The sequence below is a fragment of the Pseudomonas sp. NPDC087697 genome, from assembly GCF_044743155.1.
GTDB lineage: Bacteria > Pseudomonadota > Gammaproteobacteria > Pseudomonadales > Pseudomonadaceae > Aquipseudomonas.
The window spans coordinates 218,120-242,012 of the sequence record NZ_JBIUVW010000001.1; the positions used below are offsets into that span (position 1 = coordinate 218,120).

The 23,893-nt window shown below is 59.8% G+C and carries 22 protein-coding genes; 6 read left to right on the plus strand and 16 right to left on the minus strand.

Annotated features, from left to right (window positions below; translation table 11 throughout):
* Window positions 1-265: 265 nt before the first annotated feature.
* Window positions 266-691: a potassium channel family protein gene (locus ACIPIN_RS00960; RefSeq protein WP_401114029.1), complete on the plus strand. Its 426-nt coding sequence runs from the start codon at window positions 266-268 to the stop codon at window positions 689-691.
* Between the two features lie 181 nt (window positions 692-872).
* Window positions 873-1,625 carry a fumarate/nitrate reduction transcriptional regulator Fnr gene (gene fnr, locus ACIPIN_RS00965; protein ID WP_401114032.1) on the plus strand — a complete coding sequence of 251 codons (753 nt, stop codon included), beginning with the start codon at window positions 873-875 and terminating at the stop codon, window positions 1,623-1,625.
* Here fnr and ACIPIN_RS00970 read toward each other — a convergent pair.
* A complete protein-coding gene (locus ACIPIN_RS00970) occupies window positions 1,622-2,623 on the minus strand; it encodes a universal stress protein (protein WP_401114035.1) in 1,002 nt (333 codons plus the stop codon). The genes fnr and ACIPIN_RS00970 overlap by 4 nt on opposite strands.
* A 226-nt stretch (window positions 2,624-2,849) precedes the next feature.
* Here ACIPIN_RS00970 and ACIPIN_RS00975 point away from each other — a divergent pair, with 226 nt between their 5' ends.
* Entirely contained in the window at window positions 2,850-3,413 is a 564-nt protein-coding gene (locus tag ACIPIN_RS00975) for a GNAT family N-acetyltransferase (RefSeq protein WP_401114691.1), read from the plus strand.
* A 93-nt stretch (window positions 3,414-3,506) separates the two neighbouring features.
* Here the strand turns inward: ACIPIN_RS00975 and ACIPIN_RS00980 are convergent, their stop codons facing one another.
* Window positions 3,507-4,580: an NAD(P)-dependent alcohol dehydrogenase gene (locus ACIPIN_RS00980; RefSeq protein WP_401114038.1), complete on the minus strand. Its 1,074-nt coding sequence runs from the start codon at window positions 4,578-4,580 to the stop codon at window positions 3,507-3,509.
* 225 nt (window positions 4,581-4,805) lie between these two features.
* Here ACIPIN_RS00980 and ACIPIN_RS00985 point away from each other — a divergent pair, with 225 nt between their 5' ends.
* Together ACIPIN_RS00985 and ACIPIN_RS00990 are read left to right on the plus strand one after the other, a co-directional pair.
* Window positions 4,806-5,534 carry a Crp/Fnr family transcriptional regulator gene (locus ACIPIN_RS00985; protein WP_401114041.1) on the plus strand — a complete coding sequence of 243 codons (729 nt, stop codon included), beginning with the start codon at window positions 4,806-4,808 and terminating at the stop codon, window positions 5,532-5,534.
* A gap of 129 nt (window positions 5,535-5,663) precedes the next feature.
* Complete coding sequence (locus ACIPIN_RS00990; protein ID WP_401114044.1) at window positions 5,664-6,359, plus strand: Crp/Fnr family transcriptional regulator; 696 nt, start codon at window positions 5,664-5,666, stop codon at window positions 6,357-6,359.
* Window positions 6,360-6,364: 5 nt separating this feature from the next.
* Here the strand turns inward: ACIPIN_RS00990 and ACIPIN_RS00995 are convergent, their stop codons facing one another.
* The 4 genes from ACIPIN_RS00995 to ACIPIN_RS01010 all read right to left on the minus strand — a co-directional run bounded on the left by ACIPIN_RS00995 (window position 6,365) and on the right by ACIPIN_RS01010 (window position 9,172).
* Window positions 6,365-7,216, minus strand: a complete 852-nt coding sequence (locus tag ACIPIN_RS00995) for a sensor histidine kinase (RefSeq protein WP_401114047.1) — start codon at window positions 7,214-7,216, stop codon at window positions 6,365-6,367.
* Window position 7,217: 1 nt separating this feature from the next.
* Window positions 7,218-7,667 (minus strand): carboxypeptidase regulatory-like domain-containing protein, encoded by a 450-nt coding sequence (locus tag ACIPIN_RS01000; protein WP_401114694.1) that lies wholly within the window; start codon window positions 7,665-7,667, stop codon window positions 7,218-7,220.
* Window positions 7,668-7,902: 235 nt separating this feature from the next.
* A complete protein-coding gene (locus tag ACIPIN_RS01005; RefSeq protein WP_401114050.1) occupies window positions 7,903-8,061 on the minus strand; it encodes a DUF3309 family protein in 159 nt (52 codons plus the stop codon).
* A 550-nt stretch (window positions 8,062-8,611) separates the two neighbouring features.
* Window positions 8,612-9,172 carry a YSC84-related protein gene (locus tag ACIPIN_RS01010; RefSeq protein WP_401114696.1) on the minus strand — a complete coding sequence of 187 codons (561 nt, stop codon included), beginning with the start codon at window positions 9,170-9,172 and terminating at the stop codon, window positions 8,612-8,614.
* A gap of 647 nt (window positions 9,173-9,819) precedes the next feature.
* Here ACIPIN_RS01010 and ACIPIN_RS01015 point away from each other — a divergent pair.
* Window positions 9,820-10,101 (plus strand): DUF3077 domain-containing protein, encoded by a 282-nt coding sequence (locus ACIPIN_RS01015; protein ID WP_401114053.1) that lies wholly within the window; start codon window positions 9,820-9,822, stop codon window positions 10,099-10,101.
* A gap of 151 nt (window positions 10,102-10,252) precedes the next feature.
* Here the strand turns inward: ACIPIN_RS01015 and ACIPIN_RS01020 are convergent, their stop codons facing one another.
* The 10 genes from ACIPIN_RS01020 to ACIPIN_RS01065 form a co-directional block, all read right to left on the minus strand.
* Window positions 10,253-10,975, minus strand: coding sequence for an NAD(P)H-dependent oxidoreductase (locus tag ACIPIN_RS01020; RefSeq protein ID WP_401114056.1), 723 nt, complete (start codon window positions 10,973-10,975; stop codon window positions 10,253-10,255).
* Window positions 10,976-10,984: 9 nt separating this feature from the next.
* Window positions 10,985-12,640: an ABC transporter ATP-binding protein gene (locus ACIPIN_RS01025; protein ID WP_401114059.1), complete on the minus strand. Its 1,656-nt coding sequence runs from the start codon at window positions 12,638-12,640 to the stop codon at window positions 10,985-10,987.
* Between the two features lie 2 nt (window positions 12,641-12,642).
* Window positions 12,643-13,470 (minus strand): ABC transporter permease, encoded by an 828-nt coding sequence (locus tag ACIPIN_RS01030; RefSeq protein ID WP_401114062.1) that lies wholly within the window; start codon window positions 13,468-13,470, stop codon window positions 12,643-12,645.
* A 3-nt stretch (window positions 13,471-13,473) separates the two neighbouring features.
* On the minus strand, window positions 13,474-14,433 hold the full coding sequence (locus tag ACIPIN_RS01035) for an ABC transporter permease (RefSeq protein ID WP_401114065.1): 960 nt from the start codon (window positions 14,431-14,433) through the stop codon (window positions 13,474-13,476).
* A gap of 165 nt (window positions 14,434-14,598) precedes the next feature.
* Entirely contained in the window at window positions 14,599-16,212 is a 1,614-nt protein-coding gene (locus ACIPIN_RS01040) for an ABC transporter substrate-binding protein (protein ID WP_401114068.1), read from the minus strand.
* Between the two features lie 115 nt (window positions 16,213-16,327).
* Window positions 16,328-17,743, minus strand: coding sequence for an aldehyde dehydrogenase family protein (locus ACIPIN_RS01045; RefSeq protein WP_401114070.1), 1,416 nt, complete (start codon window positions 17,741-17,743; stop codon window positions 16,328-16,330).
* A complete protein-coding gene (locus ACIPIN_RS01050) occupies window positions 17,736-18,926 on the minus strand; it encodes a pyridoxal phosphate-dependent aminotransferase (protein ID WP_401114073.1) in 1,191 nt (396 codons plus the stop codon). The genes ACIPIN_RS01045 and ACIPIN_RS01050 overlap by 8 nt, the downstream gene beginning before the upstream one ends.
* A gap of 56 nt (window positions 18,927-18,982) precedes the next feature.
* Complete coding sequence (locus ACIPIN_RS01055) at window positions 18,983-20,590, minus strand: 5-guanidino-2-oxopentanoate decarboxylase (protein ID WP_401114075.1); 1,608 nt, start codon at window positions 20,588-20,590, stop codon at window positions 18,983-18,985.
* A gap of 10 nt (window positions 20,591-20,600) precedes the next feature.
* Window positions 20,601-22,700, minus strand: a complete 2,100-nt coding sequence (locus tag ACIPIN_RS01060; protein WP_401114078.1) for an acetate--CoA ligase family protein — start codon at window positions 22,698-22,700, stop codon at window positions 20,601-20,603.
* Between the two features lie 18 nt (window positions 22,701-22,718).
* Window positions 22,719-23,879 (minus strand): acyl-CoA dehydrogenase family protein, encoded by a 1,161-nt coding sequence (locus ACIPIN_RS01065; RefSeq protein ID WP_401114081.1) that lies wholly within the window; start codon window positions 23,877-23,879, stop codon window positions 22,719-22,721.
* Between the last annotated feature and the right edge of the window lie 14 nt (window positions 23,880-23,893).

Consider the following 23,893-nt stretch of genomic DNA (forward strand, 5'->3'; position numbering starts at 1 on the left):
GCACCCTGTGCTGACGATCCATCAGCAAACGAATCGATGAAAAAGCAACACTGATGAACTTCGATAGTGAGCGGCAGGCGTTGAATGAGGTTGATAAAAATCACATAAACCGCTCGTCGTGCTCTAAAGGCAGAGCATGCCCCGCTTACAAACGCTTTACTGATAAAGCTCAAGGAACCGCGCCCATCAAGGCGTAGGAATGGATCAATCCTTGCCGTGATCGGTGCCTGGATCGGCACAGGAGCTCGCACTTTCGAGGTTCGTCATGCTTGCAGTAACGCTGATCAATACGCTGGTGGTGATCGTGGCGGTAATGATCCACTACGAATGTCTGTCACGCCTGAACGACTGGCTACCCAGACTTAAGGTCTGGAGCCGATTCAGAATCGTGCTTGGCGTATTCGGTGCGCTGCTGGGCCATGTGCTGGAAGTCTGGTGCTTCGCACTGGTTTATTACCTGATGGCCGGCTCTGGCGAGTGGGGAAGTCTGAAGGGCAACTTTGACGGCTCGTTCATGGACTGTGTGTACTTTTCTTTCACCACCTTCACCACGATCGGTTTCGGCGATATATCCCCCATGGGAAAACTCAAGTACCTGACTGGACTGCAGGCACTGACCGGCCTGGTACTCATCTCCTGGACCGCATCGTTTCTGTTTCTCGAGATGCAGAGGTACTGGAAAGGCAAATGACGTTTTCCCGCTTCCTGTTGCCAATGACATCTTGAGCGAGGAGCCTCTTCGGGTTCGCGTCTTCGCATCTGGATCATCAGCGTCCCCATCCCCGTTCGTCGCCCCTCCCCTATAGCGCTCAAATGAAGTGTTTGTCTGGACTCACAACGCCTATGCTGTGTTCATCCGCTGAGGGGGCTGCATGTCACCGTCTGAGGTTCGACCACTTCAAGTTCACTATCTCAAGGCTGCCTGCTCAAACTGCAGTGTGTTGGAGTTGTGCCTGCCGATTGGTCTGAGCGGCCAGGAAGTCGAGCGGCTGGACATCTTGATCGCCCAGCGCGTGAAAGTTAAAAAAGGCGCAGCGTTGTACCGCACAGGCGATCCATTACGCTCGCTTTACGCGGTACGCATAGGCTTTTTCAAAACCAGTGTGCTGTCACTTGATGGCCGCGAGCAGGTCACCGGCTTTCAAATGCTCGGCGAGATGCTAGGCCTGGATGCCATCAGTGCAGAGCAGCACGCCTGCAATGCTTTCGCCCTTGAGGACAGCGAGGTTTGTCCCATCCATTTCGCCCAGCTGGAGAAGCTCGCCCATGAGCTGCCTTCACTTCAGCACAATCTGAACAAACTCCTGAGCAGGGAAATCGTCCGCGATCACAGCATGCTGATGATGATGGGCAACATGAGCTCGGACGAACGCCTGGCGGCTTTTCTGCTTAACCTGTCTCAGCGGTTCAGTATTCGCGGTTACTCATCCACGGAGTTTGTCCTGAAGATGCGGCGCGAAGAGATTGGCTCCTACCTTGGACTGCGTCTGGAAACCATCTGCAGAGGCATTGCCCATCTGAGGGATCAGGCACTGGTCGAGGTATCGGGCCGTAACGTCAAAATCCTCGATATGGACGGGCTCAAGCATCTGGTCGCCGGCTGTCACCGGGACACGCCTCTCTAGAAGTGACGCCGCTGGAGGCCACCGTCAAGGGTGGCTGTGTGATTTGCGCCGGCATCCATATGATGCGACACCCCCGCGCACTCCCTGACTGCCAAACCCGGTGACCTGACCGCCAGAATACTCCCGGGCACCGAATAAAGGGCCCGTTCGATGGTGCTACCGATTAACCGATCAAATCCGACCCGGTGAACAGTGCCCATCACCACCACATCGGCCATGTACTCTTCGACAAACGCACTCAGCACCGGAACTGGCTGGCCCATGACGAAGTGCCGGCGCTCGGGCGGTATACCGTAGCGGTCGGCCAGAGTCACGAACGCCAGGTGCAGGGACTCACGCAGCTCATCGATGTAATCCACGCCCCATCCACCGCTGACCAATGGTGCATCGCCATTGAAGGCTGGCGACAGGTCATAGGCGTACAGCAGATGCAGCGGTGCATCGCACTGCAGGGCAAGGTCGTTCGCGGCCTGAATGATGGTGTCGTTGAGGCCACTGATTTGGGTTTGCGGATCGAAGGGATCCACCGCCGCCACGATCCGCTGAGGCAAACCGTAACGAGCCTGGTTGACCAGGTGCACCGGCACCGGGCATTCGCGCAGCAGGTGGCAATCGAGTGGCGTGATAAACACCCGTTTGAGCACAGGCTCCAACGTGGCGTCCTTGATCAGCAGGTCAGGCTTGAACTCCTCGACATGCTTCAGGATATCCAGCAGCGGATGGGTCGTGAAAACCACCTCGACCGTGACCTTTAGCCCTTGACCGCTCAGCCGCTGGATTTCTTCCGACAACCACCGGCGATAGCGGCGCAGATAGCTCTGATAAGCCGCCTCGTCGATTTTTTCTTCCCACAAATGGATGATCGGCACCGGCTCGACAAAGGCGCATACGTCCAGCGCCGCCCCGCTCGCCTTGGCCAGGGCGACAGCGCGCAGCAAGGCGGGAGACTGATGCAGAGTTCGGTCGGCAATTAGCAGCACACGTTGATATTGACCCATGACACACCTCAGCTCGGCACCGGTCGATCCCGCCGGCATGTTCCAAGACTGCACCCATTCCACAGTCACTGGGGTTGATTTACATCAAATTCGAGCGATTGAGCACGCCCCGCCGAGTGTCTGATCCAGATCAGATTTGCTCACCGTCATCAGCGTAAAACAGTATGAACCGCGTGGCCTCTTGTTGCCGCACGCGAACCTTTTACGCTGGATGGAGGATCGCACCATGCTTAATGTCAAAGACCACAACGATCGGGCCGCAGCCGTCTATGCTGCAGTCTCCGGACACTACTGGATTGAAGCACTCACGGACGGACGGCATGTACTGATCCGGCCGCTGACGGAAAAAGACCGCGAGCGCGAGTACGCCTTCATCAAGCGCTTGTCCCCCGAATCCCGGCATATGCGTTTTCTCGCACAAATCAACGAGCCGGGTGCGGCCATGCTCGATCAGTTGATGGACATCGACTGTAAGCAGCGCATGGCTTACATCGCGCTGGTCCATGAGAACGGCAAATTGATCGAAATCGGCGTCAGCCGCTACGCGGCCACAGGGGAACATGAGTGCGAATGCGCCATCAGCGTCGCCGATGAGTGGCAGCACCTGGGGCTGGGGACGATGTTGATGGAGCATTTGATCAGGACTGCCCACAAGAACGGATTTCGTCAGATGTATTCCATCGATGCCTCAAGCAATGTCCCTATGCGTGATTTGGCAAAATCCCTGGGGTTTGAAACCCACATCGATCCTGACGATACCCGGCAGGTCATTCACCGTCTCACCCTATAAAGAAATCGCTCCCCGGAGGGCCGGACATCCAACAAGGTGTCCGCCCACATCGCCAGCGTCAGTAATACCGTATCCCTGCCTCGAAAAACTCCATCACGGCGTAATAGCGACCTTCATCACCCCGTCACGTTGCTGGGCAAACAGCTCATAAGCCGCTTCGATATCGTCCAGTTTGAAACGGTGGGTCACCAGTGGTGACAGATCGACAGCGCCGCTGGCCACCACCGCCATCAAGCGGCGCATACGCTCTTTGCCGCCGGGGCACAGCGTGGTCACGATGCTGTAATCCCCCAGACCAGCAGCAAAAGCATCCAGCGGAATTCGCAGATCGCTGGAGTACACCCCCAGGCTGGACAGCCGGCCACCGGGACGCAGTACCCGCAGGGCGGACTCGAACGTGCCCTGGGTTCCCAGCGCTTCAATGGCCACATCGACCCCCCGACCATCGGTCAGGGCCATGATCTGCGCAACTACATCGCCATCCTTGAAGTTGACCACATGGGACGCCCCCAAGCGTCGGGCAACGCTCATCCGCTCGGCCACGGCGTCGACGCCGATGATCGTGGTCGCGCCTTTAAGGCGCGCACCGGCCACTGCACACAGCCCGATCGGCCCGAGGGCAAATACCGCCACCGTATCGCCAATACTCACTTCGCCCCGCTCCGCCCCGGAAAAACCGGTGGACATGATGTCCGGGCACATCAGCACCTGTTCATCACTGAGGCCGTCCGGGATCGGACACAAATTGGCCAAGGCATCCGGCACCAGCACGTACTCGGCCTGGCAGCCATCGATGATGTTGCCGAACTTCCAGCCACCCGTGGCCCGGAAGCCATGACGGGTGTCCGGACCATCCTGTGATGCACAACCGCACAGGCAGGCATAACTTTGGCCGCTGGGGGTGATTGCCCCGGCGATTACCCGCTGCCCTTCAGTAAAACCGCGCACCTGGGAGCCGAGGCGTTCAATAACGCCCACCGGTTCATGACCGACGGTCAAGCCTTTGGCCACGGGGTACTCGCCGCGCAGGATATGCACGTCAGTGCCGCAGATTGTCGTCGTGGTGATACGGACCAGCGCATCCAGTGGGCCGATTTCGGGGATCGGTTTGTCATCAAGGACGATCCGGTTCTTCTCGACGAATATCGCCGCTTTCATCATTGCCATGACCATCTCTCCTGGCCCTGTACAGGGGCTTGAATTGAGCACAAACCTCAGACTGCGCCGGGGTCGCGGGCGAGAGATTGATCATGGTCAATAATTATCGGAAAGGACCCTGCACACGTGAAGGTGCACAGCAAAACCGACGGACGGCTCCGTACGGCAAGGTACGCAGCGCGCCATGGATTAATCTGTAGGTATCGGGAAACTCACCTTCGGACGGTGGCTGAAATGCTTGATGCTCCCAAGCCACAACAGAACCATCTGCTGGCAGCTCTTCCTGCGCAAGCGCTGGAGCGCTTGTTGCCCTACCTCGAACTGATCACCCTGCCGCTCGGCAAGGTGCTCTACGAGTCCGGAGATGCCTTGCGGCACGTCTACTTCCCCACCGACTCCATCGTATCCCTGCTGTATGTGATGGAAAACGGCGCATCGGCGGAAATTTCGGTGGTCGGCAATGAAGGCTTGATCGGCATCGCCGTATTCATGGGCGGCGAAAGTACGCCAAGCCGGGCGATCGTCCAGAGTGCCGGGCATGCGTTCCGGTTGCCCGGCCAGCGACTCAAGGATGAGTTCAACCGCCACGGGGAGATGCTCCTGTTGATGTTGCGCTACACCCAGGCGTTGATCACGCAGATGGCCCAGACCGCGGTGTGCAACCGACACCACTCCATTGATCAACAATTGTGCCGGTGGTTGCTGCTGTCTCTCGATCGCCTGCAAGACAATCAACTGATCATGACCCAGGAATTGATCGCCAACATGCTCGGCGTACGCCGCGAAGGCGTGACCGATGCCGCCGGCAAGCTGCAACGCCTGGGTGTTATCGAATACAGCCGTGGCCACATCAAGGTGCTGGACAGGGCCGTGCTCGAGCAACTGAGTTGCGAGTGCTACGCCGTGGTCAGAAAAGAAACCGAGCGCCTGCTGCCCTACGTTCCGGTAAAACCGACTCGCTGACTGCCAGCGCCCCACGCCTGCGTGTTCTAGCGAACAGACCGCCCTGCCGGCGTCGCCCACACTTAAAGCATGAGACGGCTCGGCACCTGTCCCGCCCAACCCGGGCCCACTGTGCTGCAGGATGCTCGTGTGCCAAATACAACAGGACGGCCAGTAGAAAACCGACTACTCCAGGGGCTGTCGAAAATTGACTACGGCCGGCTGGAGGCGCAGTGCGATAACGTCGAACTGACTTTTGGCACCGTCCTGTGTGAACCGGGCCATCCGATCCTGCATGTGTACTTCCCGCAAACAGCGTTCATCTCTCAAGTGGTTACGCTGTACAGCCACCCTCCTCTTCAAATGGGCCTGATCGGTAATGAAGGGATGCTGGGGGCAACGCTTGCTCTGGGGGTGAATACCGCCCCGATGCGCGCCGTGGTGCAAGGCGCCGGCACGTGTCTGAGAATGAGTGGCTTACAGCTGCAGGTCGCACTGCGCGAGAGCCCGTTATTATTGCGCAGGCTCAATCAGTACCTGTACGTGCAGATGATGCAGCTCGCTCAAACCGCCGCCTGTACCCATTTTCATGAGATCGAGCCGCGTCTGGCGCGCTGGTTGCTGATGACGCACGATCGTGCGCATTCCAATCACTTTCATCTGACCCACGTGTCCCTGGCGAACATGCTTGGGGTTCGGCGCAGTGGCGTGACGCTGGCCGCCGGTGCGCTGCAACAGCGTGGATTGATCCGCTACACCCGCGGCGATATCACAATTCTTGACCGCAAGGGATTGGAAGCGGCGTCATGCGAATGCTATAGCGACACCCACTCGACTCCGTTATGACGCGGCTATCGCAGCAAGGGAAACGTCGCCGTAAACGTGGTGCCCCCTTCTATCGAGGAGGTCACCTTCACATCGCCGTGATGCGCTCTGACAATCTCTCTCACGATGAACAGGCCGAGCCCGACACTGCGCAGTCCCGCATTATCGTGACTGCCGCGAATCATCGGTTCAAACAGGTTGTCGAGCAGCTCCGAGGGGATCGGCGTGCCAAGGTTGTGCACGGCAATAGTCACCTGGTCCTCAAACCGCGAAGACACCGTGACCCCACCCTCAGCCGTGCCATAGGCCATCGCATTGGCAACCAGATTGCCAATAAGCTGGTAGAACCGGTCACTGTCGGCGAAGAATTTACCTTGGCCGACGCAGATATGGGTCAGCGTGTGTCCGGGGAACACCAGACTCAGCTCGCCCAGGCATTCGCCCACCAGATTGTGCAAATCAACCGGTTTGAGGGAAACCGCAATGCTTCGCCCGACTTGCCTCAGGGTGAAGTCCAGCAGGTCTGCCACCAGACGCTGCGCGCGCTCTGCTGCCTGCGTGATATGGCCGAGTATTTGTGCTTGTTTAGCAGGCAAGTCACGGCATCCGAGTAATTGCGAAGCCATTTTTATCGCCGCCAGCGGATTGCGCAAATCGTGACTGACAATCCCGATCAACTGTTCGGCGAACAGCGCCCGGTCTTCTGCCGCAGCATAGTTGCTACGTACCGCGTCCCGCGCAACGTCCAATGCGTGTTGGGCCTTGAGATTCGTTGCCAGATACCGATCAGCAAGCATGCGTGCAGCGAGAGGCCGGTCGTCAGTCTTGAACAGCCTCATCTCTTGAAACGTGCCGTGATACGTAATGCTGGGTTGCACGCTATTCACTCCAATGCACGTTCAGCGTTCCGACGGACTTACCATCGAGTGCAATCGTGTGGCGCTCTTCATGGCCATTGAAACTGGCAATAACCAGGTATTTGTTTGCCGGTAACTGAACGTACACGATGGGTCCGACCTGACTCAGCGACAACAACGGGCTACCTTTCTCACTCTGGATCACCACGTCGACATTGCTTTGGTACTGATTGCTCTTACCCGTTGAAAAGGTCATGTGAAGGTTATAGCCCTGGGTCTGGAGCAAGGCCTTTGACTCATCCAGGCCAATGCCGCCTGATATATAGTGGATGCCATTCTGTTCCTGCGGATCCAACCGTACGACCGACAAGTCCGTCGATTCTTCGGTGGCTGCATGCAGCACCACGGGAGACAAACCCAGCAACAGGGCCAGGGCGAGTCTTGAAAGCGTCAGTGAATGACTGAACATCATGATGGATTTCATATTTTCTCCGATAAATGACCAGCAGCAATCTGCCTGGCACTCAGCGTGCGCGTAGTAGCCAGATTGGGTCTGTGCGCTAGTGCACGGATACCTGTTTGTTTTATTAACAGGTTAATAACGAAAAATAGCGGTAGGCGAAGATGACGCTGTCGCGCTCCCACGGCGAATATCCCCCAACTATTCACCGCAACTGCTTGAGCGCTGGGTTGTTTATCGATCGGTGTCAGATTCTCCCTAGCAATAGCAACACAATCAGGACAATAACGACGACACCCAATAAACCGCTGGGCGCATAACCCCAACTTCGGCTGTGCGGCCATGTCGGAATGGCGACAAATAGCAGCACAATCAGCAAGATCAACAGTATGGTTCCCAAGCTCATGGCTTTTCTCCTTGAGTCTGCAAGTGGATGGTTTAAGTGCAGGCAGTGAGACCCTGATATGCGCACTGCATGCCAACAAATTGGCGTAAGTACCCGGTACGGTCTGTACGGCAACACACATATCGTCATTGTTTAGTTGGTCAGAGGCGCAGTAGTTGTTATTCCGCTTGTGCAACGTCTTTTGCGTTATTTAGATTGCACAGTGTGTGATGGCGTACAGAACGCTGCGACGATCAGGCACAGAATAAAAATAACAACAGAGCAGCCTTCGCTGCAGCAGGTATGACCATGAACACAATGACCGATTCCGCCCTGGTACAGCGCATTAATGCACAGTGCCATCCATTGTTACGCTACCTCCACAAGCTAAGTGGCGTACGTTATCTGGCAGTCTATGATGCAGGCGGCAGCTATGAGCTGAGCCCTATAAACGGCCACGCAAAACACGCGACCGACAGCGAGTTAGCCAATACGGAAGTCTGGGAGAGACTGCCATAGGCAGCCTCTCTAACCCAGTTGATCGATCATCACCGCGTTGCTGTTGTCGGGCTTACCGTTTGATCAGCGAAATCTTGGTGCCTTCAATGCTGACGCCCGCCATCAGGCCTTGCTGGTCAAAGACAAACGCATAAGCATCATCCTTCAATGTAGAACTCGACAGATTTTTCGCCAGCCCTTGATCAACCAGGACCACAGTCGGACCTACGCCAACTTCCCAGCCCTTGGTCTCACGGACATACTTAACCGCCTTGTCAGTCATCAGGAACACAGCATAAGCATAGGACTGGGCACCCGCCTGCAAGCCCCATGAACCGGTCACTGTGTTGTAGTAATTGTCTACTTTTGAACCGCTGAACATGACCCCCTCACCATAGCTGCCACCAAACACCAGACCCGCCTTGATAACTTTAGGGAACACCAGCACTGCCTTGGCAGTGCGCGACATGGTCTCGGCCAATGGATTAGCTTTGTAGAGTATTTGCAAGGCATGCCGGGAATCCTGGTCCAGATCCTGGGCCGTTGCGGCGCTTGCGGTATTGAGCAAGCCTGTTGAAGCCAGCGACAGGGTTGCGAGCGCGATAAATAGAAGTGAACGTAGTGAGGTTGTCATGGTTGTACTCCGATGCAAGCGATACAAACGATGCGGTAAGCCGATAACCAGCAGGATGGGCAGCCGCCGACTGTTCATTAGAGTGTAGTAGCGACCGGCCCGCGTCTGTTCGGTGGCGCACAATACCGGCGTCTGAAACGATTCAATCCTGGCGCAACCACTCGATAACCACCCGCGAGCTGCCCACGGCACAAAGACTGTGGGAGCGGGCTTGCTCGCGAAGAGGCCATCACCTTCAACATCTTGGTTGGCTGACACGCCGCCTTCGCGAGCAAGCCCGCTCCCACAGGTTCCGTGCGTGTATACCGGCCGGCAGTGGTGTCAGTCGAGGGCTACGCGGCCTTGCGTTGTGACCTACACCTGCGCCAGAATCCGCCGGCTTGCGCGCCTGGCACCGGGTCTCTATCGTTTCCGTGTCGCTGAATCTTCAGTGACCAGGTGTGAGAACCTGAAGAAATCAAAGCGCAAAAGCGCCCCAGAACCTATCGCAGAGTTTTTCTCTCTGCGAGAACGTTTTATGGCGGCTGTGCGTGGGAGACCCTCGGGTCTACCGGTTTCTTTGACTGCCGGTTTCTCACCCTGCGTACAGCTGCCACCCAAACCTGTGAGACGGTTCGTGGCAGCTCCTCAAGTCAAGGAGCTAGACAATGCCCCACCCTCTGCCTCTGAAAACCGCCGGCCTTACCCCGTTTTCCATCCACAACGATCAAGCCCTGTTCCGCGTCAACAGCGGCGTGCCGATCCGCGAAGCGCTGTCCCACGTTTCCAATTTGCTGCACCTGTCCAAGATGCTGGCCGAAGATGCTGCCATGGAACGCGGCACCGACCGTTATGCCTGGGCATCACATTACTTGCAGGAGATGAGCAAGGCGGTGATTGATGATGTGGTCAAAGTGCTGGGCGCGGCGGACGGCAAGCGCACCCAGTAGAAAGGAATAGCGTCGATCCCATCATTGTGATCCACGCATAACCTAATGTGGGAGCGAGCCTGCTCGCGATACGGTGTTTCATTCAACATCAATGCTGACCGACAGTCCGCTATCGCGAGCAGGCTCGCTCCCACAGGTTATGTGGTCTTTATCAGGCGTCGGCGGCTGCCGGTTTGCGCAGCGGATACAGCTGTTCGTCGAACTGCGACAGACGAGGAAACTCAAGGGGTTGTTCATCGCCAAGGTGCTCCAGCCGCAGGCGATAATCCTCAAGGAATGCCTGGCGCGCCTCATCGCTGATGTAAGGCACATGCCAGGCCACGAATGGTTCCAGCACGTCGAACCCGACGTAGGCCAGCGTGCCACGCAGGATCGGTCGCAGCATGTCCTGCAACGGGCCGTGAATCGCGTCCTCGCCGAACATGTGCTCACGTCCGCCGAGGGTTACGCTCACCAGGGCTTTCTTGCCGCTCAACCCGCCCTGATCGTAAAAGCGCTTGCCGCCGTAGCAGACACCGGACACCAGCACCCGGTCGATCCAGCCCTTGAGCATTGCCGGGGTGGAGAACCAGAAGATCGGGAAGTTGAGAATCAGCAAATCCGCCCACAGCAGCTTGTCGAGTTCTTGCTGGATATCCGCCGCCAGCGACTGGCTCTTCACGCCCAGACGTTGCTCCAGTGCGTAGACCAGATATTCCGGGTTTTCCCGCGAAGAAAAGTCATCGGCGCTGGCCACCGGGTTCCAGTTCATGGCGTACAGGTCACTGACCTGGACCTGATGCCCTTGGGCTTCAAGGGTCGCGACAGCCTGGTCACGCATAGCAGCGGTAAAGGATTTCGGCTCTGGGTGGGCATGGACGATCAGTACTTTCATGGTAATTCCTTAGACGTTTGCAAGCTTTGTGTTTGAAGACAGCGACGCGCGCGTGGCCAGCAACCGGTCCAGCCAGTCGGGGTCCATTTGCGGTTCGGATGAAAACAGCAACCCGGTGTAATCCTGATGTGGCGGCGTGAAGATCGCATTGCGCGAACCGTGGTCGACCACCCTTCCCCGCTGCATCACCAGCACCTCGTCGGCAATCGCCCGCACAGTGGCGACATCGTGGGTAATAAACAGATAAGCGACGCCCAGTTGCTGCTGAATCCGGTTGAGCAATTTCAGCACGCCTTCGGCGACCAATTGGTCGAGCGCCGAGGTCACTTCATCGCAAATAATCAATTGCGGATCAGCCGCCAGCGCCCGGGCGATACAGATGCGTTGCTTCTGCCCACCGGACAACTCGCGGGGTTGGCGCTCCATGAAGGTCGCTGGATCGAGCTCGATCATTTCCAGCAGCTCGGCCACCCGTGCACGCATCGCCTTGCCCTTGAGCCCCAGGTAAAAGGTCAGCGGCCGACCGATGATGTCGACGATGCGCTGACGCGGGTTCAGCGCGGTATCGGGAATCTGGTAGATCATCTGGATGCGCCGCAACTGCTCCTTGCTGCGCTGCCGAAAGTCCGCCGGCAGTGCCTCGCCGTCATACAACACCTGACCGGAAGTCGGTGGTAGCAACCCGGTGATCAAGCGCGCCGTCGAGCTCTTGCCGCTGCCGGACTCGCCGATCACCGCCAGGGTCTGGCCGCGATACAGGCTTAGTGAGACATCGTGCAATACCGGCTGATGACCGTAACTGGCGCAGCTGTTGCGCAATTCCAGCAGCGGTTTTTCCTGCTGCGGGCACGGTTTGGGCTCGGTGCGAAAACTGCGAACCGCCCACAGCGACTTGGTGTAGTCCTCTTGCGGATCGCCGAGCATCTGGCGGGTCTCGGCCTCTTCCACCAGTTTGCCGTGGCGCAACACCATGATCCGGTCGGCCATCTGCGCAACGACTGCGAGGTCATGGCTGATATAGATCGCCGCACTGCCGTAGGTCGCCACCGCATCGCGAATCGCCGCCAACACTTCGATCTGGGTGGTCACGTCGAGGGCGGTAGTCGGTTCGTCGAAGATGATCAGGTCCGGATGACAGGCCATGGCCATCGCGGTCATGACCCGCTGCAACTGTCCACCGGAAACCTGATGCGGGTAGCGCTGGCCGATCTGTTCGGGATTCGGCAGGCGCAGCACTCGATACAGTTCCACCGCTTCGCTCATCGCCTGAGCACGGCTCATACCGCCGTTCTTGACCGCCGTTTCCACATGCTGATCGATCAACCGATGGGCCGGATTGAACGAGGCAGCAGCACTTTGTGCGACGTAGGCGATCCGCAGGCCCCGCAGTTTGCTCAGCGCTTCGGGTTTGGCGCGCAGCAGGTCCATGCCGTCGAACTGCACCGAGCCGCCGGTGATCCGGCAGCCGTCGCGGGTATAGCCCATGGCGGCCAGGCCGAGGGTCGACTTGCCAGCCCCCGATTCGCCGATCAAGCCCAGCACTTCTCCGCGTTGCAGTGTCAGGTCGATGCCCTTGATCAGTGGATGCCAGGCGTCTTCATAATGGCCTTCGATGTGCAGATCGCGGATTTCCAGCAGCGGCTTTTCAGTGTTCAGGTTGTTCATGTTCAGCACTCCTTGAGGCCGCTGGATTTGTGCAGCATCCAGTCAACGACGAAGTTGACACTGACCGTGATCAACGCCACGGCCAGCGCGGGCAGCAGCGGACTGATGTCGCCGAAAGTAATCAGCACCGCGTTGTCGCGGACCATGCTGCCCCAATCGGCGGTGGGCGGTTGAATACCCAGGCCGAGAAACGACAGCGCGCTGATGAACAAAAACACGAAACAGAAACGCAGGCCGAATTCGGCAATCAGCGGTGCGGCGGCGTTGGGCAGCACTTCGCGAGTCACCAGCCACCACAGGCCTTCACCACGAAGACGTGCAGCTTCGACGAAGTCCTGAACCACCACGTTCATCGCCACCGCCCGCGACAGACGAAACACCCGGGTCGCATCCAGCAAGGCGATCACCAGCACCAGCGAGGTGGCCGTGGTGCCGACCACGCTGAGAATCAGCAAGGCGAAGATCAGTTGCGGGATCGCCATCAATATATCCACCACCCGCGATAGCCCCTGATCGACCCAGCCGCCCTTGATCGCCGCGATCAATCCACTCAAGCCACCGAGCAGGAACGCCAACACCGTGGTGAGAAAGGCAATCCCCAGAGTGTTGCGCGCGCCATAGACCAGACGGCTGAACATGTCGCGACCGAGGTTGTCGGTGCCCAACAGGAACTGGCCGCTCCAGGGCGCGAAGCCGTCACCGACCACTTGCGTTTCGCCGTACGGCGCCAGCACCGGGGCGAACAGCGCCACCAGGATGTACAGGATGATCACCAGCAGACCGAACTTTGCACTCAGCGGTGCCCGGACCAATTGTTTAAGCAGGCTCATGGTCTACCCCTTCGGATGCATCAGGCGTGGGTTGCTGGCGATGGACAGCACATCGGCCGTGGTATTGAGCAGGATGTAGGTCGCCGCGAAGATCAGGCTGCACGCCTGGACCACCGGGATATCGCGCTTGGCCACCGAGTCCACCAGCAATTGGCCGAGGCCGGGGTAGACGAACACCACCTCGACCACCACCACGCCGACCACCAGGTAAGCGAGGTTCAGCGCCACCACGTTGACGATCGGCGCCAGGGCGTTGGGCAAGGCGTGACGAAAGATGATCCGCGACTGGCTGATGCCCTTGAGCCGGGCCATTTCGATATAAGGGCTGGCCAACAGGTTGATCAAGGAGGCACGGGTCATGCGCATCATCTGCGCGATGACCACCAGACTCAGGGTGGCGACCGGCAGCACCGAACGCTCCAGCACTGTGCCAAAGGACGCATCCGGTGCCAGGTTGGAAATGCTCGGGAACCAGTTGAGCTTCACCGCGAACAGCAGGATCAGGATGTAGGCGACGAAGAACTCCGGAAACGACACCGCGCTCAACGCCGTGGTATTGAGCAAACGGTCGAACCAGCTGTTGCGATAGAGCGCCGCGAGCATCCCCAACATGAGTGCGATCGGCACTGAGACCAGTGCCGCCATCAGCGCCAGACTGAAGGTGTTGCCCAAGCGTGCAGCAACCAGCTCGGCAATCGGTCGCTGGTTGGCCAGCGAGACGCCCAGATCACCTTGCAGCAGGCGCCAGATCCAGTGTCCAAAACGGGTCAATGGCGGCAGGTCCAGACCCAATTGCGCGCGAAACGCCGCCACGGTTTCAGGGGTGGCCGACTGGCCGAGCATGGCCTGGGCGATATCCCCCGGCAGCATGCCGACCGCCAGGAAGATAATCACCGACACCGCAAACAGCGATAACAGGCCTAGTGCCAGACGCTGCAGGAGCAACTTGAAAATACTATTCACCGCACAGTTCCTCGAATTGGGCACGCTTGTGCAGACAGCAAATTTCTAATGTGGGAGCGGGCTTGCTCGCGAAAGCGGTTTCACATTCAACACATTCGTTGACTGGCACACCGCCTTCGCGAGCAAGCCCGCTCCCACATTTGATCTTCATCGTTTTAAAATCCCTTACGCCTGCCACCAGCGCTCGATAACCCGCAAGCCATCCAGTTCGCCGTAGGGCGCGGTGAGTTCGCCATGCGCGACCCGGTTGGAACGTGCCGCAACCGAGCTGGCAAACAGCGGCACAATCGCCCCGCCATCATCCCGGCACAGCGCCTGCATTTCGTTGTACATCTCACGGCGCAACGGGTCGTTCATCTCGCCCCGAGCGGCGTTGAGCAACTGGTTGAAACGCGGGTTGTCCCAGTGGGTTTCGTTCCACGCCGCGCCCTTCGCGTAACCGATGCTGAACATCCGGTCGGCGGTCAGGCTGCTGTACCAGAAGGAGGTGGTGAAGGGTTGCTTCATCCAGACGTTGGAGAAGAAACCATCCGCCGGTTCACGCACCACGTCGATATCGATCCCGGCCTGACGGGCCTGCTCCTTGAACAGCACCGAGGCATCTACTGCGCCGGTATAAGCTGCGTCGGAAGCTTGCAGACGGACCTTGAGCGAATCGACCCCGGCCTTGCGCAGGTAGAAGCGCGACTTGTCCGGGTCGTAAGTGCGTTGTTCCAATGCGCTGTTGATGAAGCGGCTGCCGGGCTGGATCGGATGGTCATTACCCACCAGGCCATAGCCGTGCAGCACCGAGGCCAGCAGGGTTTCGCGGTTGATCGCGTGCTTCATCGCCATGCGGATATCGCTGTTCTGGAACTCATGACTGTCGCACAACATCGGGAAGGTGTAGTGCTGGGCGCCCTTGGTTTCCTCAATGAACAGGTTTGGATTGCGCTTGAGCAGCGCCACGGTTTTCAGGTCGACCTTGTTGATCACATCGACCTGCCCGGTCACCAGCGCATTGACCCGCGCAGCGCCGTCGGCAATGGAGATCAGCTCGGCGCTGGCGAAGTGCGCCCGGCCCGCTTTCCAGTAATCGGGGCTGCGCTCCAGCAGCATGCGCACACCCGGATCGAACGCTTTGAGGCGATAGCCGCCCGTGCCGACGCTTGACTGCCAATCCGCTACGCCATCCTTGCCGGGCATGATCACCAGGTGGTAATCGGCGACTACATAGGAGAAGTCGGCGTTGCCCGAATGCAACTCGAACACCACGCTGTCAGTGCCCTGGGCGCGGACCTGGGCGACATCGCCCAACACGGTCTTGGCCGCCGAGGTGGATTTTTCGCCCAGGTGATGCTGGATCGAGGCCACCACGTCATCGGCGGTCAGGGTTTTGCCGTTGTGGAAGGTCACGCCCTGACGCAGTTTGAAGGTCCAGATGCGCGCATCCGGTGTCGATTCCCAGCTCTCGGCCAGTTCAGGTATCGCGCTGCCGTCCACGGCAATTTCGGTCAGGGTGTTATAGACCGCTGAGAAACCGACGAAGGTGAAGGTGTCGCTCCAGGAGCCTGGGTCTTTTGAATCGGTGGTGCTGCCCCCCGCCAGCCCAAGTCGCAACACGCCGCCCGGCTTGGGCGTGGCGTCCTGGGCGAAGGCGCCAAACGGCAGCCCCATGGAAATCGCCACGGCCACGGCTGCGGCGGCAGCACTGTATTTGAGACTTCCTTTAAGAAAATCCCGACGAGGAAAACTTGAGTCATGGTTCGCTTGAGTAATTTTGTTGTTGTTATCGCTCATTGCATTGCCCCTGATCAAAAGCAGAGAAAGTAATGAATCATCGGAAAACCGCTGCCAAACCACGTAAAGCACCGGGCAGTAGCCCGGTGCAAAGGATCGTCAACCTCATCAACGATCACACCTGGATCGCCTTCACTTCGACGAACTCGGCAAGCCCTTCTTCCCCCCATTCGCGGCCATTGCCCGACTGTTTGTAGCCACCGAACGGCGCCTGATAGTTGAACGCCGCACCATTGAGAAAGCACTGGCCCGCACGCAATTGACGACCGAGTTGCAAGGCCCGTTCAGCGCTGCCGGCCCAGACACCACTGGACAGGCCAAACGGTGAATCATTGGCGATTTGAATCGCCTGTGCCTCATCGGCATAGGGAATCAGGCACAGCACCGGACCGAAGATTTCTTCCTGAGCGATGCGCATCCGGTTATCGACATCCGCAAACAACGTCGGGCTAACGTAGAAGCCGCGCTCGAATTCATGCGCCGTGTCGCCGCCATTCAACAGCCGCGCACCTTCTTGCTGACCGACCTGAATGTAATCACGCACGGTGCGACGTTGGGCTGCGGAACACATCGGCCCAAGGAAGCTTTGCGGATCGAGCGGATCACCCATCCGCAAACTCAAGGTTTCTGCCAGTGCCAGCTCCACGGCCTCGGCGTAGCGACTGGCCGGCAGCAACATGCGGGTCAACGCGGTGCAGGTTTGCCCGGAGTTGATCATCACGTCCTGCACGCCGTAGTGCACGGCGGCGGCCAGATCCGCGTCCTCGGCAATCAGCAGCGGCGACTTGCCGCCCAGCTCCAGGCAAACGCGCTTCACCGACGGTGCCGCTGCTTGCGCCACCCGAATACCGGCGCCGGTGGAGCCGGTGAACGACACCATGTCCACGTCCGGGTGTTTGGCCAGCGCTTCGCCGACCTTCGAACCCGGCCCGCTGACCAGGTTGAACACGCCCGCCGGCAAGCCGATAGCCTCGATCATCTGCGCCAGTAAAAAGGCATGCAGCGGGGTTTCCTGACTCGGCTTGACCACCACCGTGCAACCGGCGGCCAGTGCCGGTGCAAGTTTGCCGATCAGTTGATGCAGCGGGTAGTTCCATGGATTGATGAAGGCGCAGACCCCCACCGCCTCGCGGATGACCAGTGAATTGCCGACCTCACGCACTTCATCCATCAAGTCTGCGAGTTCGACGTATTGCTCCAACCCGATGATCGGCCCGTCCACCTGAACCGAACGGCACCACTGCACCGGCATCCCCAGTTCGGCGGTGATGACCGCAGCCATCTCGTCGGCCCGCGTGCGCAGTTGCTCGGCAAGGGCCCGGATATATCCGGCGCGCACGCTGGACGGGGTCCGCGACCAAGTACCGAAAGCCCGACGTGCTGCGGCCACGGCGCTCTCGACATCGCGCTCATCACCCAGCGGTACGGAACCTGCGATCTCTTCAGTGGCCGGGTTAATCACCTCAGCAATGCCCTGCCCCGACGGTGTTTGCCAGCGTCCATCAATAAACAATGCCTTGTGGTTATGCATGGAGCTGAACCTCCATCAATTCGCTGGCACAACGGGCGATGCGTTGGCAGGCATCACGCAACAATTCTGCTCCCACCACCAGTCCCAAACGAATATGCCCGGCGGCACTCGGGCCGAACGCTTCACCGGCCAGCACCGACACGCCATGCCGGTCGAGCAGGCAATCGGCAAACGCCTGGGCGCTGAGCCCGGTTTCGCGGATGTCGACCATCACGAACATCCCGCCATCGGGTTTCAATGCGCGCACGCCAGGGCAATCGGCGAGGCTTTCGCAAACCAGATCGCGGCGCTGGCGATAGGCGTCGCGCATGGCTGCCAGCTCCGGCAAGTTGCTTTCCAGCGCCACCACAGCGGCGTCCTGAACGAAGTCTGGCGAGCCATACAGCATGCACAGCGCAAGGTTCTCCAGATGCGCCGCCAATGACGACGGCGCTACCACCCAACCGACTCGCCAGCCGGTCATTGCGTGGGATTTCGACAAGCTATTCAGCGTCGCGGTGCGCTCAGCCATGCCCGGCAAACTGGCCGGGCTGACGTGTTCGCCTTCGAATAACAATTCGCTGTAGACCTCATCGGAAATCAGCCACAGGTCGTGGGCGATGCACAGTTCGGCCAGCGCGTGCCAGGTGGAGCGTGGCAGGCTGGCGCCGGACGGATTGTGCGGGCTGTTGAGTGCCAGCGCCCGAGTACGCGGGGTGATGCGGGCGGCGACGTCTTCGGGCAGCACCCGAAAGCCGTTTTCGGAACGCACCGGCACCGGAATCACCACCGCACCACAAGCACCGAACACCGCTTCATAAGTGACATACATCGGCTCGGCGACAATCACTTCATCGCCGGGGTTGAGCACGCACTGAGCGACGCAGAACAGCGCACATTGCGCCCCGGCCAACACCGTGACCTGATCGGCCGAAACCTGCTGACCGCTGCGTTGCTGATGACGTTTGGCGATGCTTTCACGCAAGGCGCGCTTGCCACGCACTTCAGAGTAGTGGGTGTTGCCAGACAACAGGCTGTCGATGGCCGCCTGCACAATCGGCACCGGGGTGTCGAAATCCGGGTCGCCCACCGACAGCAACAGAATGTCTTCGCCCTGTTCTTGCAGCGCCAGTGCGCGGTAATGAATATCCCAGGCGGCGGCGCCGTCACCGGCGATACGTTGAGTCAGATCGGAAAAGCGCATGGCCCCATCCCCTTTAAAAAAAGCCCCGCAACAATGTTTGAAAGTCAGGTTGAAAGTCAGTGCGCGCACGCATGCTTGAGTTCGATCAGGGTCACGCCGTTGCGTTTGAAGCCGTGGCGCAAATCGGTTTGCAGCTCAGCCAGACTCTGCGGCTGGCTCACGCTGCAACCAAAGGCACGGCCAAGGGCGGCGAAGTCCGGGTTGCGCGGCAGTACGCCAATCGGCTCGATATCCAGCCCGAGCATGTCGTCGCGAATCTGCCCCAGCGCGTCGTTGTTCCACAGCAGCACCACCAGCGGGCTGTCCAGTTCTTCGACGGCGGTCGCCAGTTCCTGCGCGGTGTAGAGAAAACCGCCATCGCCGACCAGCACTAATCCGGGCCGTTGCGGCGCGCCGAACTTGGCGCCGATGCCCGCCGGCAAACCATAACCCAAGGTGCCGTAGCCGGTCGGATGCAACCAACTGCGCGGCGCCAGGCTGTTGAAGGCGTAGTTGCCGGTGTAGGCCAGTTGGGTCATGTCGGTGCTGATGAACGCGTTGTCCGGCAGTTCGGCGGCGATACGCTCAAGAATCGCCTGATGAATCGACTGCAATGGACCGTGGCCGGCTTTCACCGCGTCACGCAATGCGGCGACGGCGGCAGTCGCCGCGCTGGCATCCCGCGTGGCTGGCGACAGACGTTCCAGCAACGCCGCCAGGGTTTGTTGCGCATCGCCGTGCAAGGCCACCGCACACGGGTAAAAGTCATTGAACTTGCGCGGGTCGATGTCCACACGCAGCAGTTCGGCATTCAGAGGCAGACGCTCGCGCCAGAAATCGGTGTCGGCCATTTCGGTACCGACCGCCAGTACCACATCGGCCTCGGCAATCATTTGCCAGCCGGGTTCAACACACAGGGTCGAGCCGGCATTGAGCGGTGCGTCCGGCGGCATCAAGCCCTTGCCGGCGACGCTGGTGAAAAACGGCGCGGCCAGTCGAGTGCTGAGGTCGTGCAGCTCCTGCGCCGCATTCAGGGCACCGCCGCCGGCAATGATCATCGGTCGTTTGGCCGCGTGCAGCTTGGCCACGGCCTGATCCAGCGCAGTGGCTGCCGGCACACCGCGTCCGGGGCGACGCACTACTTCATGGCTCCAGTCACGGGTCACTTGCGCCGACAGCACATCCAGCGGCACCGAGATATGTACCGGGCGTGGCCGTTCGCTGTCGAACACCGCGTAGGCACGGGCGATCAGCTCAGGCAGATCCTCAGTGCTCAACGCCACCGCCGAGAATGCGGTGATCGGCGCGGTCATTGCGCGCTGGTCCTGGGTTTCGTGCAGGCAACCCCAGCCCTTGCCGAGACTGGCGGTGTGGTTGACGCTGGAAATCACCAGCATCGGAATCGAGTCGGCATAGGCCTGACCGATGCCGGTCGCGGCGTTGGTCACGCCGGGGCCGGTAATGATGAAGCACACGCCCGGTTTGCCACTGACGCGCGCATAGCCGTCGGCCATGAAACTGGCGCCTTGCTCATGGCGGGTCAAGACGTGGCGAATGCCGCTGCCGGGCAGGCCGCGATACAGCTCCAGGGTGTGCACCCCGGGAATACCGAATACGGTGTCGACGCCGTAGTTGGCCAGCAGGCGTACCAGGGCCTGGCCGCCGGTCAAAGTCGTAGTTTGCATGTTCATATCCTCACTTGTGGCCGAGACGAATCAACGCATCGACCGCAGTCGTGCCGTGGGCACCGACCAACAATGGGTTCACATCGAGTTCCAGCAACTGCCCGGCGTTCTCGCAGGCGTAATCGGCCACGGCACGGATCGCCGCCACCAACGCGTCCAGGTCCGCCGCTTCGCGACCGCGAAAACCTTGCAGCAACGCGGCACTGCGCAGGCTCAACAACGCCCCGCGAATCGCACCATCAGTGGTGGGCAGCAGCAGGCTGCAACTGTCCTTGAGCAACTCCACCAAAATCCCGCCGGCACCGATTACCAGGGCCAGGCCAAAGTCGTTTTCGCGTTTGATGCCGACGATCAACTCAACCAATGGCGGTGTGGCCATGGGTTCCAGCAACAGCTGATCGAACCGTACATCCGGTGCGTAATCGGCAATGCTGGCGCGCATTTTTTCCAGCGCTGCGCTCAAGGCCGCGCCATCCTTCAGGTTAAGCGCCACGGCGCCGGCTTCGGTTTTGTGCGGCAATTGCGCACTGACGGCCTTCAGCACCAAGGGATAACCCAGCGCATTGGCGTCATTCAGCGCCTTGTCCGGGGTGCTTAACACGCCGTTCGGGGTTGGCAGACCAAAGGCTCGCAGGGCCTGTTTGGAGTCCCACTCGTTGAGCAAGTGGCCTTCACCGTCCAGCGCCTGCGGACACAGCGGCACCAACGCCGATTCACCGAGTGCGAGCAGTGCCTGGCGATTGCGCTGATAACCGGCGATGCGTCCCCACGCGGCCAAGCCGTCTTCAACGCCTTGCAGCGCCGCCACGCCCTGAGCATGCAGCCGCTCGCGAGCGCTGGCCGGCAGCAGTTCGGGGAAGGCTGATGTGACGAAACCGGTCTTGCCGTGGCGAACCAACGCGGCGCAGTACAACTCCAGCAGCAGGTCGCATTCCTTGCGTTCGCCGGTGAACTCCGCCGGGTAATCCAGCACCAGCATCGCTGCATCGGCTTCGGTGCGCAGGGCGCTGTCGAGCATGCGGTTCAAGGCATCGCCATCGCCCCAGATCGCCGTGGTGAAGTCCAGCGGATTGACCAGGTTGGCGTAGCTCGGCAGCACTTGTGCCAGTTCATCGCGTTGCCCCTCATCCAGCTTGGGCAGGCTCAGGTCGTTGCGTTCGGCATAGTCGGCAATCAACCCGGCGTCGCCGCCGGAACAGGCCAGCGCGATCAGGCTGTTGCCCGCCGGCAGCTTGCCGCATGCCGCGGCCTTGAGGGTTTCGACGAAACTCACCGGACCACTGACGCGGATCACCCCAAGGCGTGCAAACAGACTGTCGTACAGCGCATCGGAGCCCGACAGCGAGCTGGTGTGACTGAGGGCCAGTTCAGCGCCAATCTGCGACACGCCGGTTTTCAAGGCGATGATCGGAATGCCCTTCTCCAGCGCCTTGTGCGCCGCCCGAGCGAAACCGGGAACGTTTTTCAGGCCTTCCAGGTGCAAGCCAATGGCGGTGACCCGAGGTTCATCGAGCAACACATCCATCAATTCGGCAATACCGAGTTGCGCCTGATTGCCGACCGAGGCCATGTAGGCCACCGGCAGCGAACGGTCGCTCATCGACAGGTTGTAAGCGAAGTTGCCGCTCTGAGTCAGCACCGCGACGCCCTTCTCTACCGGTTTGCCGCCATAGGCCACCGGCCACAGCGCCGAGCTGTGCAGGTAGTCGAGCAAGCCGTAGCAGTTGGGGCCGAGCAAGGCCATGTTGCCGGCGGCCTTGAGCAATTGCGTTTGCAGGGCCTGACCTTCGGCGCCGGTCTCGGCAAATCCGGAGGCATAACAGATCACTCCGCCCGCGCCCTTGGCGGCCAGCTCGGCCACACAGGTCAGGGTCAGTTCACGGTTGGTCGCAACGAAAACTGCGTCCGGGCCGCACGGCAACTCGGCGATGCTGCGCACACACGGCACGCCTTCAAGGCTTTCATGCTGCGGATTGACCAGCCACATTTGCCCAAGGTAGCCACCCTCGGCGCAACGCTTGAGTGCCCGGGCCATGCTGCGGCCACCGACAAAGGCCAGATGGCGCGGCGCGAGCAGGCGTTTAAGGTTGTCACGAATCGTCTGGGACATGGGTATTCTCCGGGCCGATCAGCGCAACAGCGGCCGCAGCAGCTCGCGGGAAATGATGTGGCGCTGGATTTCCGAGGTGCCTTCCCAGATCCGCTCGATCCGCGCGTTACGCCAGATACGCTCCACCGGCCCTTCATCCATCAGGCCCATGCCGCCAAAGATCTGCACCGCCTCATCGGCCGCACGACCGAGCACTTCACTCGCAAACAGCTTGGCCATCCCGGCCTCGCCATCGGTCATCGTGCCCTGATCCATTTTCCACGCCGTGTGCAAGGTCAGCAGTTCGGCAGCGCGGATCTGCGTGGCCATGTCCGCCAACTTGAACGACACGCCCTGATAGGTGCCGATCGGCTGGCCGAACTGCTTGCGATCCGCCGCCCATTGCAGTGACACGTCGAGTGCGCGCTGGGCCTGACCGACGCAGTTGGCCGCGACCATCACCCGCCCGGCAGTCAGCCAGGCGTTGGCCACTTCCCAGCCCTTGCCAATTTCGCCGAGCACTTTGGATGCCGGTACGCGGCAGTCGTCGAAGAACATCTCGTAGGTGTGATAACCGCGGTTGCTCACGCACTTGGGCCCACGGCGGATGGTCATGCCTGGGGTGTTGCGATCCACCAGGAACGAGGTCACGGCGTTGCGCTTGCGGCCGTTGTGTTCGTAGGTGTCGGTGACCGCGAAAACGATGGCGAAATCGGCGTGCCCGGCGTGGCTGATGAAGTGCTTGCTGCCGTTCAGCACGAAGTCATCACCGTCACGCACAGCGCGGGTCTTGATCGCGTTGGCATCGGAACCGGCGCCCGGCTCGGTGAGCGCGAAGCAGTCGATCTTCTCGCCCTGGATGCACGGCAGCAGGTAATCGTTGATCTGTTGGCCGGTGCAGGCCATGAGGATTTTCGACGGCCGTGCGACAAACACATGCAGCGCCCAGGAAACCTTGGACAGCTCACGCTCGATCAGCGCCTGGGACAGATAATCGAGGCCGCCACCGCCGACTTCTTCAGGCATGTTGAAGGCATAAAAGCCCGCCGCAATCGCCTTGCCGCGAATCTGCGCCGCCAGCTCCGGGGAAACTTCGTCGGCGCGATCGACCGCTTCCTCATGGGGCAGCAATTCCTTGGCGACAAAACTGCGTACTGCGTCCACCAACATTTCTTGTTCTTGGGTCAGTTGGAAATTCATGGTGTTACCTGTTG

Bases quoted from the DNA above. Each gene is read 5' to 3' on its own strand.
- ACIPIN_RS01050 (WP_401114073.1), bottom strand. From the start codon at position 18,926: ATGCGCTTTTCCGATCTGACTCAACGTATCGCCGGTGACGGCGCCGCC.
- ACIPIN_RS01005 (WP_401114050.1), bottom strand. From the start codon at position 8,061: ATGAGCTTGGGAACCATACTGTTGATCTTGCTGATTGTGCTGCTATTT.
- ACIPIN_RS01020 (WP_401114056.1), bottom strand. From the start codon at position 10,975: ATGAAAGTACTGATCGTCCATGCCCACCCAGAGCCGAAATCCTTTACC.
- ACIPIN_RS01055 (WP_401114075.1), bottom strand. From the start codon at position 20,590: ATGCAAACTACGACTTTGACCGGCGGCCAGGCCCTGGTACGCCTGCTG.
- ACIPIN_RS01060 (WP_401114078.1), bottom strand. From the start codon at position 22,700: ATGTCCCAGACGATTCGTGACAACCTTAAACGCCTGCTCGCGCCGCGC.
- ACIPIN_RS01000 (WP_401114694.1), bottom strand. From the start codon at position 7,667: ATGATGTTCAGTCATTCACTGACGCTTTCAAGACTCGCCCTGGCCCTG.
- ACIPIN_RS00985 (WP_401114041.1), top strand. From the start codon at position 4,806: ATGCTTGATGCTCCCAAGCCACAACAGAACCATCTGCTGGCAGCTCTT.
- fnr (WP_401114032.1), top strand. From the start codon at position 873: ATGTCACCGTCTGAGGTTCGACCACTTCAAGTTCACTATCTCAAGGCT.
- ACIPIN_RS01025 (WP_401114059.1), bottom strand. From the start codon at position 12,640: ATGAACAACCTGAACACTGAAAAGCCGCTGCTGGAAATCCGCGATCTG.
- ACIPIN_RS00960 (WP_401114029.1), top strand. From the start codon at position 266: ATGCTTGCAGTAACGCTGATCAATACGCTGGTGGTGATCGTGGCGGTA.
- ACIPIN_RS01030 (WP_401114062.1), bottom strand. From the start codon at position 13,470: ATGAGCCTGCTTAAACAATTGGTCCGGGCACCGCTGAGTGCAAAGTTC.
- ACIPIN_RS00970 (WP_401114035.1), bottom strand. From the start codon at position 2,623: ATGGGTCAATATCAACGTGTGCTGCTAATTGCCGACCGAACTCTGCAT.
- ACIPIN_RS01015 (WP_401114053.1), top strand. From the start codon at position 9,820: ATGCCCCACCCTCTGCCTCTGAAAACCGCCGGCCTTACCCCGTTTTCC.
- ACIPIN_RS00980 (WP_401114038.1), bottom strand. From the start codon at position 4,580: ATGGCAATGATGAAAGCGGCGATATTCGTCGAGAAGAACCGGATCGTC.
- ACIPIN_RS00975 (WP_401114691.1), top strand. From the start codon at position 2,850: ATGCTTAATGTCAAAGACCACAACGATCGGGCCGCAGCCGTCTATGCT.
- ACIPIN_RS01010 (WP_401114696.1), bottom strand. From the start codon at position 9,172: ATGACAACCTCACTACGTTCACTTCTATTTATCGCGCTCGCAACCCTG.
- ACIPIN_RS01045 (WP_401114070.1), bottom strand. From the start codon at position 17,743: ATGCATAACCACAAGGCATTGTTTATTGATGGACGCTGGCAAACACCG.
- ACIPIN_RS01040 (WP_401114068.1), bottom strand. From the start codon at position 16,212: ATGAGCGATAACAACAACAAAATTACTCAAGCGAACCATGACTCAAGT.
- ACIPIN_RS01065 (WP_401114081.1), bottom strand. From the start codon at position 23,879: ATGAATTTCCAACTGACCCAAGAACAAGAAATGTTGGTGGACGCAGTA.